The organism is Agrococcus jejuensis (genome assembly GCF_007679035.1).
GTDB lineage: Bacteria > Actinomycetota > Actinomycetes > Actinomycetales > Microbacteriaceae > Agrococcus > Agrococcus jejuensis_A.
The window spans coordinates 359,149-380,200 of sequence record NZ_VEFR01000002.1 but is presented as its reverse complement, the minus strand read 5'-3'; the positions used below and the strand labels follow the sequence as shown (position 1 = coordinate 380,200).

The 21,052-nt window shown below is 74.9% G+C and carries 4 protein-coding genes; 2 read left to right on the top strand and 2 right to left on the bottom strand.

Features of this window, described 5'->3' with window-relative positions; genetic code table 11:
- Positions 1-262 precede the first annotated feature (262 nt).
- Positions 263-17,692, top strand: coding sequence for a CshA/CshB family fibrillar adhesin-related protein (locus FS793_RS08640; RefSeq protein WP_144720094.1), 17,430 nt, complete (start codon positions 263-265; stop codon positions 17,690-17,692).
- 121 nt (positions 17,693-17,813) lie between these two features.
- On the opposite strand, the gene FS793_RS08635 is transcribed toward FS793_RS08640, so the two are convergent.
- Positions 17,814-18,119, bottom strand: a complete 306-nt coding sequence (locus tag FS793_RS08635) for a DUF4287 domain-containing protein (RefSeq protein WP_144720093.1) — start codon at positions 18,117-18,119, stop codon at positions 17,814-17,816.
- Between the two features lie 203 nt (positions 18,120-18,322).
- The gene (locus FS793_RS08630; RefSeq protein WP_186329409.1) at positions 18,323-19,345 is read right to left on the bottom strand and encodes an Lrp/AsnC family transcriptional regulator; all 1,023 of its coding nucleotides are present in this window, start codon (positions 19,343-19,345) and stop codon (positions 18,323-18,325) included.
- Between the two features lie 130 nt (positions 19,346-19,475).
- On the opposite strand from FS793_RS08630, the gene FS793_RS08625 reads away from it, so the two are divergent.
- Positions 19,476-21,020, top strand: a complete 1,545-nt coding sequence (locus tag FS793_RS08625) for an AbgT family transporter (protein WP_144720091.1) — start codon at positions 19,476-19,478, stop codon at positions 21,018-21,020.
- Positions 21,021-21,052: the final 32 nt, after the last annotated feature.

Genomic DNA, 21,052 nt, shown 5'->3' with positions numbered 1-21,052 from the left:
CGAAATACATGAAGTGTCCTCGACTCACCGGGGTACAAGGGCACGCCGCATGAGCCTCGGGCGGAAGCGTCAATGCCGTTGACAATTCCTCACGAATGTGCGGTGCGGACGCATAGGATCGTGACGCTACGGAATCAGTGCCGCCGGAGCATCTCTGCGCTCGTCGCAATCCCTGCAGTCATGCCCTCCGAGAGGTCTCCTCGCCGTGCTCTCACGCCGCCAGCGCCCCAGCAAGCTCCGCCATGGGCTCCTCGTCGGACTCGTGGCCGTGCTGCTCGGAGCCCTCGCGGCACCGCTCGTCACCGCGCCCGCGCCGGCGCAGGCGGCGTACGCCACGGGTGGCACCGGAGCGCTGCCCGCGGAGATCAACTGGTTCCAGTGGTCGGGCACCATCGCGAACTCGGGCGCGACGCAGACGAACACCGTGCAGGTCAACGGTCAGCCATTCGTCACGACGTGCACCCTCTCGAACCTCGCTCGTGACACGCAGCGCAACACCGCCGGCCAGATCCTCTCGCCGTACACGCCCGGCTCCTACAGCGGCGACTACCTCGACAACCTCTACCCCGGCACGGGGTCGATCGGCCTCGCGACGCAGACCGGCGCCACCTCGCAGTTCGACGTCGCCTGCTCGGCGACGCTCGGCGGCGTCGCCTACCCGCTCGACGGCCTCGTCATGGCGGACGCCGAGAGCCTCGCGTCGGGCGAGAGCATCCGCGGCACCATCGCCTCGGGCGCCACGTGGCGCATCCTCGACCGCACGCCCGCCGGCGTGTGCCCGAGCTTCAACGTCACCGCGCAGCGCAGCACGACGGCCAACCAGCTCACGCTGACGTCGAACGGCGAGTGCGGCTCGGGCACGAACGTCGTCGTCGCGATGGCCGAGGGCGCCACGTCGATCACGGGCGTGCGCCTGTTCGGTGGCGGCATCCAGGCCGCTGCGTTCGGCGTCGTGGCGTCGTTCGACCACAGCGATGCGCCTGCGTCCTACGGCACGGCGACGCACGGGCTCGTGAGCACGTTCTCGGGAGGCACCGTCTCGACGACCGCGACGAACGTGAGCGCGTCGTCCTTCGCCCTCGCGACGCGCCAGCAGTCGACGCCGCGCCTCGGCAGCCTCGTCGATGCCGAGACCGGGCCCTTCACGACCGCCGGCGCCGTCGGCGACGACCAGAACGGGCTCGACGACGAGGATGCGCTGTCGGCGGGCTTCGCGCTCACGGTCGCACCGCGTCAGAGCGTCACGGTGCCCGTGTCGTGCGCCGCCGCGACGTCGAGCACGAACAGCGTCGCAGCGTGGATCGACTTCGACGGCAACGGCTCGTTCGACGGCGACGAGCGCGCCACGGCCACATGCACCAGCGGCTCGGCGTCGCTCACGTGGACCGTGCCCGACGACGCCGTGAGCGCGACGAGCGCATCGCCGACCTACGCGCGCCTGCGCATCGGCACGACCGCCGCCATGGTCGCGAACCCCGCGGGCGTCGTGCAGCGAGGCGAGGTCGAGGACCACGCCGTCACGCTCACCGTGCCGCAGCCGTCGGCCGCGAACGACGCGCGCACGACCGCGTTCGAGACGGCCACGACCGTGGCCGTGCTCGACAACGACACGACGGGCGGCGTCGCCTTCGTGCCCTCGAGCGTGCGCCTGCAGTCCGGCTCGAGCTGGGTCCAGACCCTCACGACGGCGCAGGGCACCTTCACCGTGCGCACCTCCGACGGCGCCATCACCTTCACGCCCGCCGCCGGCTACGTCGGCACCGCCCCCGCCCTCACGTACCGCGTCACCGACGAGGCGGGCCGCTCGACGACCGCGACCCTCACCGTCACCGTCTCGGCGCCCGCCGCGCCCACGGCGAGCGACGACGCCACGACCGGCGCCCAGGGCGCGACGCAGACCGCCGCCGTGCTCTCGAACGACGCCCCCGGCGTCGCCTCCGTGCCGCTCGTGCCGTCGACCGTGCGCATCCTCGACGGCACGTCCGCCGTCACGTCGCTCGCCGTCGCCGGCCAGGGCACGTACACGGTCGACACGTCGACGGGAGCGATCGCGTTCGCACCCGTCGCCGACTTCGTCGGCCAGGCCTCCGGCGTGCGCTACCAGGTGGCCGACTCGCGCGGCGTCACCGCGACCGCCCGGTACACGCCCACCGTGACGCAGGTCGCCGTCGACGACGCGTCGACGGGACCGCAGGGCGTCGCCCAGACCATCGCCGTGCTCGCCAACGACGGCGCGCAGGGCGTCACGCTCGACGGCTCGACGCTGCGCCTCGTGCACCCCACCACGGGCGCCTCCGTCACGTCGTACGCCGTCTCGGGCCAGGGCACCTGGTCGGTCAACGGCACCACCGTGGTCTTCACGCCCGTCGCGAGCTTCACGGGCGCCGCGACCCAGATCGACTACCGCGTCGGCACCACCGCGGGCACGGTCGTGCAGGCGACGATCGCCGCGACCGTCACGCCCGTCACCCCGGCGGCGAACGCGGATGCCACGACGGGTCCGCAGGGCGTCGCCCAGTCGGTGAACCCGTACGCGAACGACTCCACGGGCAACGCGAGCATCGGCTGGAACGCGTCGGCGCTCACGCTGCTGAACGGCTCCGGCCAGGCGGTCTCGACGCTCGCCGTCACGGGTGGCACCTACTCGGTGAGCGGCTCGACCCTCGTCTTCACGCCCACGAGCACCTTCGTGGGCACGGCGCCGAGCGCCACCTACCGCGTGACGAACGCGAATGGCACCTCGGCGACCTCGACCTACACGGCGACGACGACCGCCGTGACGCCCACCGCCGCGAACGACGTGTCGCAGGGCGCGCAGGGTGCGCTGCAGCGCATCGACCCGCTCGCGAACGACCAGGCCGGCAACGCCGCCGTGCCGCTCGTGCGCTCCACGCTCACGCTGCTCTCGGGCACCACCGCCGTCACCGCGCTCACCGTCGGATCCCAGGGCACCTGGCGCGTCGTCGACGGCCAGCTGACCTTCCAGCCGCTGCCCGGCTTCACGGGCGTGGCCACCGCGGCACCGTACCGCGTCGCCGACGCCAACGGCACGACGACGACCGCGACGTGGACCGCGACGGTGCAGACGGGCGTGAGCCCCGACGCGTCGACCGGCGCGCAGGGCCTCGCGCAGACCGTGGCCGTGCTCGCGAACGACGCGACCGACGTCGTGCCCGCGACGCTGCGCCTCGTCGACCCCTCGACCGGTCAGCTCGCCAGCTCCATCACGGTCTCGGGCCAGGGCACGTACGCCGTGCAGAACGGCCAGGTCGTCTTCACGCCCCTCGCCGCCTTCCGCGGCGCCGCGACGCCCGTCACCTACGACGTCGAGGACGGACAGGGCAACCACCGCCGCACGACGCTCGCCGTGACCGTCACGGCGGTGAACCCCGCGCTGCAGCCGGACACCACCACGGGTCCGCAGGGCGTCGCGCAGTCGACGCAGCCGCTCGCCAACGACGCACCGGGCAACCCGAACGTGCCGCTCGCGCCGTCGACCCTCACGCTGCTGAACGGCTCCGGCCAGGCCGTCACCTCGCTCGCCGTCACCGGCGGCACCTACGCGCTGAGCGGCACGACCATCACGTTCACGCCCGACCGCACCTTCATCGGCACGCCCGCATCCGTCTCGTACCGCGTCGCCGACGCCAACGGCACCGCCGCGACGACCACGTTCACGCCCACGTTCGTGCGCGTGACGCCCGTCGCCGCGAACGACGCCGCCACCGGCGCGCAGGGCATCGCGCTGTCGGTCGCACCGCTGGCCAACGACCAGGCCGGCAACGCCGCCGTGCCGCTCACCCCGGGCACGCTCACGCTGCTCTCGGGCGGCCAGGCGACCGACCAGGTCGTCGTCGCGGGCCAGGGCACGTACACGGTCGACCGCTCGACGCCGTCGAGCCCGCGCATCGTCTTCACGCCCGAGCCGACGTTCGTCGGCTCCGCGACGCCCGTCTCGTACCGCGTCGCCGACGCGAACGGCACGACGACGACCGCCGCCTACACGCCCACGCTCACGGCCGTGACGCCCGTCGCCAACCCCGACGCCGGCACCGCGCGCCAGGGGGCCGCCGTGGCCGTCGCACCGCTCGGCAACGACGCCGCCGGCGACGCGCGCCGCCCGCTCCAGCCCACGACGCTCGCGCTCGTCGGCGCGAACGGCGCCTCCGTCGACGAGGTGGTCGTCGCGGGCCAGGGCACCTACCGCGTCGACCGCTCGACGCCGTCGATGCCCGTCGTGCGCTTCACGCCGCTGCCCGCGTTCACCGGCCAGGCGAACGCGGCGACCTACCGCGTCGCCGACGCGAACGGCACCGTCGCGACCTCCACGATCACGCCGACGATCACGCCCGTGACGCCGACCGCGGCGAACGACACGACGTCGGCGCGCCAGGGTGCCCCCGCATCCGTCGCCGTGCTCGCCAACGACGCCGCCGGCGACGCCGGCGTGCCGCTCGACCCCGCGTCGCTGCGCCTCGTCGACGGCAACGGGCAGCTCGCGACGACGATCACGGTCGCGACCCAGGGGACCTGGACGATCGACCGGTCGACGGCGAGCGCGCCGCGCATCGTCTTCACGCCCCTGCCTGCGTTCACGGGCGAGGCCACGGCGCAGCGCTACCGCATCGCCGACGCCAACGGCACGACCGCCGACGCCACCGTGACGTCCACGATCACGCCCGTCACGCCGACCGCGACCGACGACTCGGCCACCACGCGCCAGGGAGGCGCGGTCGCCGTCGTGCCCATCGGCAACGACGCCGCCGGCGACCCCGCCGTGCCGCTCGTCGACTCGTCGGTGACGCTGCTCACGCCCACGGGCCAGGCGACCGCCGAGCGCACCATCTCGGGCCAGGGCACCTACGCGCTCTCGTTCGCCGCCAACGGCCGCGCCATCGTGACCTTCACGCCGCTGCCCGGCTTCACGGGCGTCGCGACCCCCGTGCCCTACCGCGTCGCCGACGCCAACGGCACCACCGCGACCGCGAGCATCCGCATCACCGTCGCCGCCGTGACCCCCGTCGCCAACCCCGACGCGGGCTCCGCGCGCCAGGGCGCCGAGGTCCGGGTCGACGCCGTCGCCAACGACGCTCGCGGCCACGTCGACGTCGCCCTCGTGCGCTCGTCGCTCACGCTCGTCGGCGCGAACGACGCCGCCGTCGACCTGCTGCTCGTGCCCGGTCAGGGCAGCTACCGCGTCGACCGCAGCGTCGCCGCGAGCCCCGTGCTCGTCTTCGCACCGGCGCCCGCCTTCACCGGCACCGCGACGCCCGCGACCTACCGCGTCGCCGACGCCAACGGCACGACGGCGACCTCGACCTTCACGCCGACCATCACGGCCGTGACGCCCGTCGCCGCGAACGACACGGCGTCGGCGCGCCAGGGTGCCGCGGCATCCGTCGCCGTGCTCGCGAACGACGCCGCCGGCGACGCCGCCGTGCCGCTGCGCCCCGACACGTTGCGCCTGCTCGACGGCACGGGCGCCGAGACGACCGAGGTCGTCGTCGCCGGCCAGGGCACGTACGCGATCACCCGCGCCGACGCAGCTGCTCCGCGCGTGGTCTTCACGCCGATCCCGAGCTTCGCGGGCACCGCGACCGCCGTGACCTACCGCGTCGCCGACGCCAACGGCACCACCACGACCGCGACCGTCACCCCCACGATCGAGGCCGTCGTGCCCGACGCCGTCGACGACGTCGCCAGCGCGCGCCAGGGTGCTGCCGCATCCGTCGCCGTGCTCGCCAACGACGTCGCCGGCCACCCCGACGTGCCGCTCGCACCCGGCTCCGTGACGCTGCTCGACGCGGCAGGGCAGCCCGCGACCTCCGTGCGCGTCGACGGCGCGGGCACATACGCGCTCGACACCCGCACGGCGTCGGCGCCGCGCGTCGTGTTCACGCCCCTCGCCTCGTACGTGGGCACGCCGACCGCCGTGACCTACCGCGTCGCCGACGCGAACGGCACCACGACGACCGCGGTCGTCACCGTGACGATCGGCGCCGTGACGCCCGTCGCCGTCGACGACGTCGCCAGCGCGCGCCAGGGCGCGCCCGCATCCGTCGCACCGCTCGCCAACGACCTCGCAGGCGACGCCGACGTGCCCCTCGTCGCCGACACGCTCGAGCTGCTCGACGCGAACGGCGCCCCCGCCGAGACCGTGACGGTCGCCGGCGGCTCGTACGCGATCGTCGACGGCGCGCAGCCGCGCATCGTCTTCACGCCCGACGCCGCCTTCGCCGGCGAGGCCGCGCCCGTGACCTACCGCGTCGCCGACGCCAACGGCACGACCGCCACCGCCCGATTCACGCCGACGATCGGCGCCGTCACGCCGATCGCGCGACCCGACGCCGGCTCCGCCCGACAGGGCGCGCCCGCGACGATCGACGCCCTCGCCAACGACGAGGCCGGCGACGCCGACGTGCCGCTGCGGCCCACGTCCCTCGCGCTGCTCGCCGACGGCGCCCCCGTCGACGAGATCGTCGTGCCGAACGAGGGCACCTGGACGGTCGACCGCGACGGCGCCGAGCCCGTGCTCGTCTTCACGCCCCTCGCGACCTTCACCGGCGCGACGGCTGCCGTCGCCTACCGCGTGCTCGACGAGAACGGCACGCAGGCCACCTCGACCGCCATCGCCACGATCGGCGCCGTGACGCCCGTCGCCATCGACGACGAGGGCACGGCCCGCCAGGGCGCCACCGTCGTGATCGACGCGCTCGCGAACGACGAGCCCGGCGACGCCGACGTGCCGCTCGACGACGCGTCGCTCGTGCTGCTCGACGGCGACGCCGAGGTGTCGGAGATCGTCGTCGACGGCCAGGGCACCTGGACCATCGACCGCGCCACCGCGAGCCTCGTCTTCACGCCGCTCGCCGGCTTCGTCGGCACCGCCGCCGTCGACTACCGCGTGCGCGACGACAACGGCACGCCCGCCGACGCCACCGCCCGCGCCATCCTCACGGCCGTCACGCCCACCGCGGCCCCCGACGCCGGCGACGGCCGCCAGGGCGAGACCGTGCGCATCGACGCGCTCGCCAACGACGAGGCCGGCGACCCCGACGTGCCGCTCCAGCCCGCCACGCTGCGCCTGCTCTCGGGCGCGACGCCCGTCACCGAGCTCGTCGTCGCCGACGAGGGCACCTGGACGGTCGACCTCGACGCCGACGGCGGCCCCGAGCTCGTCTTCGCGCCGCTGCCCGGCTTCTCGGGTCTCACGACCGCGGCCCCGTACCGGGTGCTCGACGCCAACGGCACCCAGGCCGCCTCGACCGCCGTCGCGACGATCACGGCGGTCACGCCGCTCGCCGCCGACGACGTCGCCGCCGGCCGTCAGGGCGCTCCCGCATCCGTCGCCGTGCTCGCGAACGACGCGAGCGGCCACCCCGACGTGCCGCTGCGCCCCACGACGCTCGAGCTGCTCGGCGCCGACGGCCAGCCCGCGGCGACGGTGACGATCGACGGCCAGGGCACCTACGCCATCACGCGCGCCGACGCCGCTGCCCCCCGCGTCGAGTTCACGCCCATCCCGTCGTTCACGGGGCAGGCGACCCCCGTGACGTACCGCGTCGCCGACGCCAACGGCACGACGACGACCGCGACCGTCACCCCGACGATCGACGCCGTGACCCCGACGGCCCAGGCCGACTGGGCCTCCGCGCGCCAGGGCGCCCCGGTGCGCATCGACGCCGTCGCGAACGACCTCGCCGGCCACGCCGACGTGCCGCTCGCACCCGCGACGCTCGCGCTGCTCGACGGCGCCGGAGCGGCGACCGACGAGGTCGTCACCGTCGTCGGTGCATGGCGCGTCGACCGCACCACCGCCGAGGCGCCCGTGCTCGTCTTCACGCCGCAGCCCTCCTTCGTCGGCACCACCGAGCCGGTCGCCTACCGCGTGCTCGACGCCAACGGCACCGCTGCGACCTCGGTCGCGACCGCGACCATCACGGCGGTCACGCCCACCGCGACGCCCGACGTCGCCGCCGCGCGCCAGGGTGCGCCCGCATCCGTCGCGCCGCTCGCGAACGATCGCCCGGGCCTCGCCGACGTGCCGCTCGTGCCCTCGACGCTCGTGCTGCTCGACACCGCGGGCCAGCCGGCGACGACCGTCGACGTCGACGGCGGCCGCTACGCGATCGAGGCATCCGAGACCGCGCCGCGCATCGTCTTCTCGCCTGCCGCATCGTTCACCGGCGAGGCCGCACCCGTGACCTACTCGGTCGCCGACGCCAACGGCACGCGCACCTCGTCGACGTTCACGCCGACGATCACGTCCGTCGTGCCCGTGGCGACGAACGACCGCCAGTCGGAGCGCCAGGGCCTTCCCGTGCGCATCGACGCCGTCGCCAACGACCAGGCCGGCCACCCCGACGTGCCGCTCGTGCAGTCCACGCTCACGCTGCGGGACGGCGCCGGCAACGACGTCGACGAGCTCGTGGTCCAGGATCGCGGCACGTGGCGCGTCGACCGGTCCGTCGCCGCCGCGCCGGTGCTCGTCTTCACCCCGCTGCCGTCGTTCGGCGGTGCGACCTCGCGCGTGACCTACGCCGTCGCCGACGCCAACGGCACCGTCACGACCGCGCGCGCCACCGCGATGCTCGAGGCGGTCACGCCCGTCGCCGCCGACGACCAGGCCGCCGCGCGTCAGGGTGCTGAGGCATCCGTCGCGCCGCTCGCGAACGACGCCGCCGGACACCCGGACGTGCCGCTCGACCCCGAGACGCTCGAGCTGCTCGACGCGAACGACCAGCCCGCGACGATCGTCGACGTCGCCGCAGGCTCGTACCGCATCGAGCAGGTCGCCGGCGTGCCCACGATCGTCTTCACGCCGCTCGCATCGTTCGTCGGCCCCGCCGATCCCGTGCGCTACCGCGTCGCCGACGCCAACGGCACCACGACGACCGCGCGCTTCACGCCCACGATCTCGGGCGTGCAGCCCGTCGCCGCCCGCGACGGCGGCGCAGCGCGCCAGGGCGCATCGGTCACGGTCGCGCCCCTCGAGAACGACGCGCCCGGCATCGACGACGTGCCGCTCGACCCCGAGTCGTTCACGCTGCTCGACGACGACGGTCAGCCCGTCGCCGAGCTCGTCGTCGCCGGCGTCGGCCGCTGGACCGTCGATCGCACCGACCCCGCCGCGCCCACCGTGACCTTCGCGCCCGAGCGCGGATTCACGGGCGACGCCTCGATCGACTACGAGGTGCGCGACCAGAACGGCACGGTCGCCACCACGACCATCACCGCGACCATCGCCCCCGTCACGCCGAGCGCCGACGACGACTTCGCCACCGCGCGCCAGGGCGCCGTCGCATCGGTCGCTCCGCTGGACAACGACGACGCCGGCCACCCCGACGTGCCGCTCGACCCCGCGACCCTCTCGCTGCTCGACGGCACGACCGTCGTCGACGAGGTCGTCGTCGCCGGCCAGGGCACGTACGCGCTCGACCGCGGCGCCCAGGGCGGCCCGCGCATCGTGTTCACGCCCGTGTCGACCTTCACCGGCAACGCCACCGTCGTGACCTACCGCGTCGCCGACGCCAACGGCACGACGACGACCGCGACCTTCCGCCCGACCCTCTCGGCCGTGCGGCCCGTCGCCAACCCCGACGCCGGCACCGCGCGCCAGGGTGCGCGGGTCTCGATGGCGGTGCTCGCCAACGATCTCGCCGGCGACCCCGCCGTCGCGCTGCGACCCGGCACGCTCCAGCTGCTCGACGCCCAGGGCGCCCCCGCGACGACCGTCGCGGTCACCGGAGGCTCCTACGCGATCGACGCGACGAACGCCGCCGCGCCGCGCGTCGTCTTCACGCCCGACGCGACCTTCGTCGGCACCGCCGCGTCCGTCACCTACTCGGTCGCCGACGCCAACGGCACGCGCACGACGTCGACCGCGACGCCGACCCTCACGGCCGTGACGCCCGTGGCGATCGACGACGCCGCCACGGGTCGCCAGGGCGCAGCCGTCGCCGTCGAGCCGCTGCGCAACGACATCCCCGGCCACGCCGACGTGCAGCTCGACGCCGACACGCTCACGCTGCTCGACGGCACGGCTGCCGTCGACTCGCTGCGCGTGCCCGGGCAGGGCACCTACGCCATCGAGCGCGGAGGGGAGGGCGGACCCCGCATCGTCTTCACGCCCGAGACGACGTACGTCGGCACCGCCGACGCCGTGGCCTACCGCGTCGCCGACGCCAACGGCACCACGACGAGCGCGACGTACGCCGCGACCCTCACGGCCGTGACGCCCATCGCCGCCGACGACGCCGCGACCGGCCGACAGGGCTCGACCGTCGCCGTCGCACCGCTCGCGAACGACGTGCCCGGCGACGCCGCCGTCGCGCTCGAGCCCGGCTCGATCACGCTGCTCGACGGCACGACCGCCGTCGACGTGCTCGTCGTCGCGGACCAGGGCACGTACGCGCTCGACCGCGCCGCCGCCGGCGGCCCCCGCATCGCCTTCACGCCGCTGCCCGCCTTCGTCGGCACCGCGACCGGCGTCGCGTACCGCGTCGCCGACGCCAACGGCACGGCGACGACCGCGACGTTCACGCCGACGCTGACGGCCGTCACGCCGGTCGCCAACGCCGACGAGGGCTCGGCACGCCAGGGCGCGCCCGTGTCGCTGCCCGTGCTCGCCAACGACGTCGCCGGCGACCGGGCCGTGCCCCTCGACCCCGCCTCCCTGCGCCTCGTCGGCGCGGGCAGCGCGCTCGTCACCGAGCTCGTCGTCGACGGCCAGGGCACCTGGACGATCGACCGCGCCACCGCATCCGCCCCGCGGGTCGTGTTCACGCCGCTGCCCGGCTTCGTCGGCGAGGCCACGCCCGTCGACTACTCGATCGCCGACGCCAACGGCACCCGGGCCACGGCAGCCGTCGCCGCGACGATCGACGCCGTGACGCCCACCGCCAACCCCGACGTCGCCTCCGCACGACAGGGCGCCCCGGCCTCCGTCGCCGTGCTCGCCAACGACCGCGCCGGCCACCCCGACGTGCGTCTCGTGCCCTCGACGCTCACGCTGCTCGACGGCACCGGCGCACCGGCGACGACCGTGCGCGTCGTCGGTGGCACGTACGCCATCGACGCCTCGACGGCCGCGGCTCCGCGCGTCGAGTTCACCCCCGCACCGTCGTTCGTCGGCACGGCCGCGCCCGTGACCTATCGCGTCGCCGACGCCAACGGCACGACAACGACCGCGACCGTCACCCCGACGATCGGTGCCGTCACGCCCGTCGCGACGCCGGACGTCGGCGAGGCCCACCAGGGCACGACGGTCACGATCGACGCGCTCGCGAACGACCGCGCCGGCGCCGCCGACGTGCCGCTCGCCCGCCCGACGCTCATGCTGCTCGACGGCGAGGCTGCGGTCGACGAGCTCGTGATCGACGGCCAGGGAGCCTGGACCGTCGACCGCCGCACCGAGAGCGCGCCCGTGCTCGTCTTCACGCCGCTGCCCACGTACGCGGGCTCGTCGACCGTCGCCTACCGCGTCGCCGACGCCAACGGCACCGTCGCGACGTCGACCGCGACCGCCACGCTCGTCGCCGTCACGCCCACCGCGACCGACGATGCCGCCACCGCCCGCCAGGGCGCCGCAGCCTCGGTCGCCGTGCTCACGAACGACGCCGCCGGCCACCCCGACGTCGCGCTCGACCCCGCATCCGTGCGCCTGCTCGTCGACGGCGCCCCCGTCACGAGCATCGAGGTCGACGGCGTCGGCACCTGGACGATCGACCGCGCCAACCTCGTGGCGCCGCGCATCGTCTTCACGCCCGTCGCGACCTACGTCGGCACGCCCGACGCCGTGACGTACGTCGTCGCCGACGCCAACGGCACGACGGCGACCGCGCAGGTCACCGCCACGATCGCAGCCGTCACGCCCATCGCCGTCGCCGACGCGGGCGAGGCCCGTCAGGGCGCCACCGTGACGATCGACGCGGTCGCGAACGACGACGCCGGCCACCCCGCCGTGCCGATCGTCGCCTCGACCCTCACGCTCGTCGACGCCGAGGGCGCCGCCGCCGACGAGGTCGAGATCGCCGGCCAGGGCACGTGGCGCGTCGACCGCGACGACGAGGACGCCCCCGTGCTCGTCTTCGCACCGCTGCCCTCGTTCGCGAGCACCTCGACCGTGTCGTACCGCGTCTCCGACGCCAACGGCACCGTCGCGACCTCGACCGCGACCGCGATCATCGACGCGGTCACGCCGATCGCGCGGCCCGACGTCGCCACCTCGCGCCAGGGTGCCACCGCATCCGTCGCACCGCTCGCGAACGACGCGGCCGGCCTCGACGACGTGCCGCTCGACCCGACGACGCTCACGCTCGTCGACGACGCCGGCACCCCCGTCGCGACCGTGACCGTCGCGGGCCAGGGCACGTACGCCGTGGTCGCCGACGCCACGATGCCGCGCATCGCGTTCACCCCGGAGCCGTCCTTCCGGGGCACCGCGACGCCCGCGCGCTACGGCGTCGCCGACGCCAACGGCACCGTCGCGATCGCGACCGTCACCGCGGTCGTCGAGGCCGTGACGCCCGTCGCGACCGCCGACGTCGCCTCCGCCCGCCAGGGCGCTCCCGTCTCGGTCGCACCCCTCGCGAACGATGCGGCGGGCCGCGACGACGTGCCGCTCGACCCCGAGACGCTCGAGCTGCTCGGCGCCGACGGCCAGCCGGCCGCGACCGTCGCGATCGACGGCCAGGGCACCTACGAGATCGATGCCGACGCCGAGGGCGGCCCCCGCATCGTCTTCACGCCGCTCGACGCGTGGGTCGGCGCCGCGACGCCGGTGACCTACCGCGTCGCCGACGCCAACGGCACCCGCACGAGCGCGACGTTCACGCCGACGTCGCTCGCCGTGACCCCCGTCGCCGACCCCGACGCCGCCACCGGCCGCCAGGGCGCGCCCGTGTCGATCGCGGTGCTCGCGAACGACGTCGCCGGGCTCGACGAGGTGCCGCTCGACCCCGCCACGCTCACGCTGCTCGTCGACGGCGCCCCCGTGGACCGCATCGAGGTCGCCGACGAGGGCACGTGGACGATCGACCGCACCACCGCGGGCGGCCCGTACCTCGTCTTCGCACCGCTGCCCGGCTTCACGGGCGATGCCAGCCCCATCGCGTACCGCGTCTCCGACGACAACGGCACGCACGCATCCGCCGTCGTCGACGTGACGATCGACGCCGTGACCCCGACGGCCGCTCCCGACGGCGGCGCTGCCCGCCAGGGCGCCTCGGTGACGATCGACGCCATCGAGAACGACGTCGCCGGCCACCCCGACGTGCCGCTCGCGCCCGCATCGCTCTCGCTGCTCGATGGCGAGACCGCCGTCGACGAGCTCGAGATCGAGGGGCAGGGCACCTGGACCGTCGACCGCGCCGACGTCGACGCCCCCGTGCTCGTCTTCGCGCCGCTGCCCGGCTTCGTCGGCCAGTCGACCGTCGCCTACCGCGTCGCCGACGCCAACGGCACCCCCGCGACGTCGACCGCGACGGCCACGATCGGCGCCGTGCTGCCCGTCGCGAACCCCAACTCCGCCGGCACCCGCCAGGGCGCTCCCGTGACGATCGACGTCGTCGCGAACGACGCCGCGGGCGACCCCGACGTGCCCCTCGTGCCGTCGACCCTGACGCTGCTCGACGGCGAGACCGCCGTCGACGAGCTCGTCGTGACGGGCGAGGGCACGTGGACCGTCGACCGCACCGTCGAGGCCGCCCCCGTCGTGCGCTTCGCACCCGAGCTCGGCTTCGCGGGTCCCGCGACGACCGTCGCGTACCGCGTCGCCGACGCGAACAGCACGACGGCGGCCTCGACCGTCGGCGTGCGCGTCGCTCCCGTCGTGCCCGTCGCCAACGACGACGAGGCCGCCGCGCGACAGGGTGCGCGCGCATCCGTCGCACCGCTCGCGAACGACGCGGCCGGCCACCCCGACGTGCCGCTCGTGCCCTCGACGCTCACGCTGCTCGACGCGGACGGCGCGGACGCGCCGAGCGTGACGATCGCGGATGCGGGCACGTACGCGCTCGAGCTGGACGCCGAGGGCGGTCCGCGCATCGTGTTCACGCCGCTGCCCGGCTTCACGGGCACCGCGGACGCCGTGCGCTACCGCGTCGCCGACGAGAACGGCACGACCGTCGAGGCCGGCTTCGCCGCGACGATCACGGGCGTCGCACCCGTCGCCGTCGCCGACGCAGGCACCGCCCGCCAGGGCGCGCCCGTCACGGTCTCGCCGCTCGCCAACGACGTCGCGGGCCTCGACGAGGTGCCGCTCGACGCCGACTCGCTCCTGCTGCTCGACGCGGACGGCGAGCCCATCGCACGCGTCGTGGTGCCGGGTGTCGGCACCTGGTCGATCGACCGCGCCGGCGCCGGAGGCCCCACCGTCACGTTCGCCCCCGAGGCCGACTACAGCGGCACCGCGACGATCGAGTACGAGGTGCGCGACGCCAACGGCACGCGCACGAGCTCGTCGATCGCTGCGACGATCGTCGCCGTCACGCCCACGGCCGAGGCCGACCGCGGCCAGACCTACCAGGGCGCGCCGATGACCGTCGACGTGCTCGCGAACGACGCCGCCGGCCACCCCGACGTGCCGCTCGTGCCGTCGACGCTCACGCTGCTCGACGCCGACGGCGAGCCGACCGACCGCATCTTCGTGCTCGACGAGGGCACGTGGACGATCGAGCTCGGCGATGACGACCTGCCGGTCGTGCGGTTCGCGCCCGCCGCGGGGTTCCGCGGCGACGCGGCCCCCGTCGAGTACCGCGTCGCCGACGCGAACGGCACGCTCGCGCGCGCCGAGATCGTCGTCGCGGTCGCCGCCGTCGCCCCCGTGGCGGTCGACGACGTCGCGTCCGGCCTGCAGGGCGCGCCCGTCTCGATCGCACCGCTCGCGAACGACGTGCCCGGTCGCACCGAGGTGCCCCTCGTGCCGTCGACGCTCACGCTGCTGACCGCCGCCGGCGCACCCGTCGACGTGCTCGTCGTCGCCGGCGAGGGCCGCTACGCCATCGACCGCGACGCCATGGGCGGCCCCCGCATCGTCTTCACGCCCGAGGCCGACCACACCGGCGCCGCGACGCCCGTCGCCTACCGCGTCGCCGACGCCAACGGCACGGCCGTGGAGGCGACCTTCACGCCGACCTCGACCGCCGTGACGCCCGTCGCGACCGACGACGAGGCCACGACGACGCAGGGGCGCTCGGCGACGATCCTCGTGCTCGCGAACGATCAGGCGGGCCACCCGTCGATCGCGCTGCGCCCGTCGACGCTCACGCTGCTCGACGCGGCCGGCGACGCCGTGACGACGCTCGACGTGGCCGACCAGGGCACCTGGCGCATCGACCGCACGGATGCGGCGGCCCCGAGGCTCGTGTTCGAGCCGCTCGCGACGTTCGCAGGCGACGCGACGCCCGTGTCCTACCGGATCGCCGACGCCAACGGTGCGACGGCCACGGCCGAGGTCGCCGTGCGCGTCACGCCCGTGACGCCCATCGCCGTCGACGACGAGGGCGAGGCCCGCCAGGGCGCCGTCGTCGCCGTCTCGCCGCTCGACAACGACCGCGCCGGTGCACCCGGGGTGCCGCTCGTCGCGTCGTCGCTCACGCTGCTCGACGCCAACGGCGCCCGCGTCGACGAGGTGTCGGTGCCCGGCGTCGGCACGTGGTCGATCGACCGCGCCGGTGCGACGCCGCGCATCGTGTTCGCGACCGACCCGACCTTCACGGGCAGCGCCTCGGTGCAGTACGCCGTCGCCGACGCCAACGGCACCTGGACGACGGCCGCGATCGTCATCGCCGAGGTCACGGCCGTGACGCCGGTGGCGGCCGACGACGCCGGCGCTGCTCTGCAGGGTTCGCCCGTGCGGATCGACCCGCTCGCGAACGACCGTGCCGGCGACCCCGCCGTCGCGCTCGACCCGGCGTCGCTCATGCTGCTCGACGCCGCGGGCGAGCCCGTCGCGACCCGCGAGGTCGAGGACGAGGGCACCTGGTCGATCGACCGCGACGACCCCGCCGCTCCGCGCGTGGTGTTCACGCCGCTGCCGACGTTCCGGGGCGACGCGACGCCGGTGGGCTACGTCGTGGCCGACGTCAACGGCACGCGCGCGACCGCGTCCCTCGGCGTGACCATCACGGCCGTGCTGCCCGTCGCGACGGACGACGTCGGCGCCGCCCGCCAGGGTGCCGCCGCGACGATCGACGTGCTCGCGAACGACGCCGCCGGTCACCCGAGCGTGCCGCTGCGACCCGCGACCCTCGAGCTCGTGGATGCCGACGGTGCAGGCGTCGACCGCCTCGTCGTCGACGGCCAGGGCGTGTGGACGATCGACCGCTCGACGCCTGCCGCGCCCGTCGTGGTCTTCACGCCCGCTGCGACGTTCTCGGGCGACGCCACGCCCGTGCCGTACCGCGTCGCCGACGCCAACGGCACCGTGGCGACCGCGACGGTCGGCGCGACGATCGGCGCCGTCGCGCCGATCGCGAGCCCCGACCTCGGCACGGGCCGCCAGGGCGCACCCGTCGTCGTCGACGTGCTCGCGAACGACGAGGCCGGCGACCCCGACGTGCCGCTGCGCCCGCAGACGCTGCAGCTGCTCGACGACGCCGGTCAGCCCATCGACCGCGTCGTCGTCGACGGCCAGGGCGTCTGGACGATCGACCGCAGCGGCGACGCGCCCGTGCTCGTCTTCACCCCGGAGCCCGGCTTCGTGGGCACGACGCCCGCGGTCGGCTACCGCGTGAGCGACGCCAACGGCATCCCCGCGACCGGCACGGCGCGTGCGACGGTCTCGGCCGTGACGCCCGTCGCCGCCGACGACTCGTCGAGCGGCGTGCAGCGCGCACCGCAGTCGGTCGATCCGCTCGCGAACGACGCCGCCGGCGACCCGGGGGTGCCGCTCGTGCGCGAGTCGCTCACGCTGCTGGACGCGGTCGGCGCCCCGGCGGCCGTCGTGGTCGTGGCCGGCGAGGGCTCCTACGCGCTCGTCGACGGTCGCATCGTGTTCACGCCCGAGGCCGGATTCGTCGGCATCGGCGCGGGCGTCGCCTACCGCGTCCTCGACGCCAACGGCACCGCCGCCGCGGCGACGTACCGCCCGCAGGTCACGGCCGGCTCGACCGAGGTCGTCGCCGACATCGCGGCGAGCGCTCCCGAGGGCAGCCCCGTGACGGTCGACCCGGGATCCGTGTCGCCGACCCTGCAGCGCGACTCGGTGCGTCTGCTCGACGCGTTCGGCGCGCAGGTGCAGCGACTCGTCGTGCCCGGCGAGGGCGTGTGGGAGGTCGACGTCGCCACCGGCCTCGTCACGTTCACCCCCGAGGTCGGCTTCACCCGCAACCCGACGCCGGTGCGCTGGACGGGCATCGCGGCCGACGGCACGATCGTGACCGGCGAGATCGTCATCGAGTTCGCGCAGGACCCCGGCACGCCCGGACCCAGCGACCCGGGCACGCCCGGTCCCAGCGATCCCGGCACGCCCGCACCGAGCGACCCGGGCACGCCCGAGCCCAGCGCTCCCGCTCCGAGCGGTCCGGGATCCGACGACGGCGGCCCGGAGTCGGGCGCCGAGGGCGGCCAGGCGGGCAGCGACCTGCCGCGCACGGGCGTCGCGGTCGCCGGCTGGCTCGCGCTCGCCGCGATGCTCGCGATCGGCGCCGGCCTCGTGCTCGGCGTGCGCCGCCGACGCGGCGAGGGCTGACGCCCGACGCGCGACGGGCCGGTCGACCTTCGGGTCGACCGGCCCGTGGGCGTCCGCGTGCTCGCAGCACCGAGGTCCGGGGAGCGGACGACCGCCTCGGTGACGCTCGCAGCGCCGTGCGTCAGCCCTGCTGGCCCCAGTCGGCGGGCTTGGCGTCCTTGCCGTCGAGCCAGAGGGTGTCCGACTCGTCGCGGTGCGAGCCCGTCGAGCCGACGTGCTTCGACCCGATGCCCGGGCCCTTCGTGATCACGTGCACCATCGCCATCCCATGGCCGCGGCCGAGTCCGTACGCATCCTTGAGCCATTCGAGGATGGGGCCGGCCTTCGTGTCGGCGCCGAACCCGAGCTCCGTCGCCTCGGCGACGAGCGCCCGCGGGGTCTTGCCGGTCTTCGCCTCGACGGCGTCGAGGTAGGCCTGGAACGACATGCGGGCTCCTTCTTCGGGGATGCGCTGCTCGCATCCTGCCACCACTGCTGATCGGCGAGACCCTTGCGAGGCTCGCTGCGCTCGCACCTCGAGGGTCGGAGGGGGAGCGCGCCACGAGGTTCCCATGACCGCTCCTCGAGGTGCGAACGAAGTGAGCCTCGAGAGGTGCCCACCAAGGCCGCTCCTCGGCCAGCCGGTCGCCCCTACGGCGACGGCGCCAGCCACGACACGTGGCCCTCGCGGCGGTTCGCGTCGTCGAAGAGATGGCCGACGCGCTTGTAGTAGTGCAGCAGGATGGCGCGGTCGAGCACGCGCAGCTCGAGGCTGCGGGCGAGCTCGGCCTCCATGGTCGCGGCGTCGGCGATCTCGCGCAGCCACACGATGACGTAGAGGTTCGACGCGCCGCCGGCGAGGGCCGCGCACATGCGCGTCATCGGCAGGTCGGCGATCTGCATGGCCGTCGCCTCGAGCCGGGCGGCGGGCACGACGAGCCACAGCGCGAGCGCGTGCGGCCACATGCGCTGCTCGAGGGACACGTCGATGCGCTGCTGGATCCATCCGCTCGCGAGCAGCCGCCGCACGACGCGGCGCGCGTGCGCCTCCGACGTGCCGATGCGCGCGGCGATGTCGCGCGCGCTCGCGCGGCCGTCGCGCTCGAGCTCCGTGAGCACGGCGCGCCACTGCTCACCCGTGGCGGCGTCGCCGTCGGTGCGGCCCTCGTCGAGCGTCGACTGCGGCGGGCGGTCGTGCGGCGGGCCGACGGCGCGCCACCGCGAGCCGTCGGAGATCATGCGCGTCACGATCGTCGTGCGCACGCCCGTCACCGCCTCGTGGGTGCCGAGCCACGACTGGATGAGCCTGCGGAACTGCGCCATGTCGTCGGCGAGGATCGTGAGCGACAGGTCGCGATCGCCCGTCATGCCCGTGACGGAGATGACCTTCGGATGCTGCCGCAGGGCAGCCGCGACGGCGTCGACGGTGCCGGGGCGGCAGCGCACCTCGGCGAGGCCGAACAGCAGCCCCGCCGAGAAGCCCGCATACGTCGTGGTCCATGCCGCACCCGACGCGGCGATCGCCTCCCAGCGGCGCCTGGCGGTGGGTGCGCTCGTGCCGATGACGCGTCCGATCGCCGCCCACGACGCCCGCGGCGCGTCCTGCAGGGCGGCCACGAGCGCCAGGTCCGAATCCGACAGGTCGTGCGGATGCGAGGGGACCGTGGGGTGCATGTCGAACATGATCGCAGCAACCGAGGTGCGGATCGATCATGCAACACGGTTCGTGACATGGGATCGGCAAGATGCCACGCAACGTCCGTCCGCCGCAACGGCGCGGCACCGATCCCCCCGGAGCACGCACATGTCCACCGACACCACCACGACGCTCACGCTCGCCGACGCCAAGGGCGTCGGCGGGCGCATCCTGCGCGGCATCGAGCGGGTGGGCAACAAGCTGCCCCACCCCTTCTACCTCTTCCTCATCATCGCCGGCCTCGTCGCCGTCGCCTCGGGCATCGCGGCGCTGCTCGGCGCCGAGACGACCGACCCGGCGACGGGGGAGACGGTGCCGATCCGCAGCATCCTCTCCGGCGAGGGCGCCGTCTACGCGCTCACGAACGCCATCACGAACTTCGTCACGTTCCCGCCGCTCGGGCTCATCGTCACGGTCATGCTCGGCATCGGCGTCGCCGAGCGCCTCGGGCTGCTGAAGGCCGCGATGCGCGGCGCCGTGCTCGCCGCGCCCGCCTGGGCCGTGACCTTCGTCGTCGTGCTCGTGAGCCTCATGGGCAACCTGGCCTCCGACTCGGCCATGGTCATCCTGCCGCCGCTCGCGGCCGCCGCGTTCCTCGCCGCCGGCCGTCACCCGCTCGCGGGCTTCGCCGCCTCCTACGCGGCCGTCGTCGCCGGGTTCTCCGCCAACATCGTGCCCGCAGGCACCGACGTGCTGCTCTCGGGCATCACGACGTCCGCGGCGCAGATCGTCGACCCCGAGGCATCGGTGTCGCCCGTCGCCAACTACTTCTTCATGGCCACGTCGACCCTCATCCTCGCCATCGTCATCACCATCGTGTGCCAGCGCTACGTCGAGCCGCGCCTCACGCCGTACGAGGGCGGGCTGGCCGACGAGGATGCGTCGAAGCCGCTCGAGCCGATCGAGCGCCGCGGGCTGCGCATCGCCGCGATCTCGGTGGTCGCCTACCTCGCGCTCGTCGCGACCGCGCTGCTCGTGCCCGGCTCGCCGCTGCAGGGCGAGGGCGGTCAGATCCTGCGCTCGCCGTTCATGACGGCGCTGCCGATCTTCATCCTCTTCCTGTTCCTCGTCGCCGGCGTCGCCTACGGCCTCGGCGCGAAGACGCTGACGAAGGCGACCGACGTGCCCGAGCACATGGCGGCCGCGGTGAAGGACCTCGTGCCGTTCATCGTCGTCATCTTCACGGCCGCGCAGGCGATCGCGTGGTTCAACTGGTCGCAGCTCGGCCTGCTCATCGCCACCGCCGGCGCGCAGGGCATGGAGGCGACGGGCCTCGGCGGCATCGGCGGCCTGCTGCTGTTCAGCCTCTTCTGCACGCTGCCCGCGCTGCTGCTCGCATCCGGATCCGCGCTGTGGACCCTGCTCGCACCGATCTTCGTGCCGATGTTCATGCTCGCCGGCATCGACCCGGCCTACGTGCAGGCCGCGTTCCGCATCACCGACTCCGCCACGAACACGCTCGTGCCGATGAACCCGATGCTGCCGGTCGTGCTCGGCCTGCTGCAGCGCTGGTCGCCCAAGGCCGGCCTCGGCACGCTCTTCAGCCTCGTCATCCCGTTCACCCTCGTCATCTGGGGCGTGTGGCTGCTGCAGTTCCTCGTGTGGGGTCTGCTCGGCCTGCCCGTCGGGCCGGGGCACGGGCTGACCCTGTGACCGCCGCCACCGCTCCGCTCACCCCGACCGAC

What these genes read in the sequence shown, in the direction of transcription:
- FS793_RS08625 (WP_144720091.1), top strand. Translation starts at nt 19,476, where the DNA reads ATGTCCACCGACACCACCACGACGCTCACGCTCGCCGACGCCAAGGGC.
- FS793_RS08635 (WP_144720093.1), bottom strand. Translation starts at nt 18,119, where the DNA reads ATGTCGTTCCAGGCCTACCTCGACGCCGTCGAGGCGAAGACCGGCAAG.
- FS793_RS08630 (WP_186329409.1), bottom strand. Translation starts at nt 19,345, where the DNA reads ATGCACCCCACGGTCCCCTCGCATCCGCACGACCTGTCGGATTCGGAC.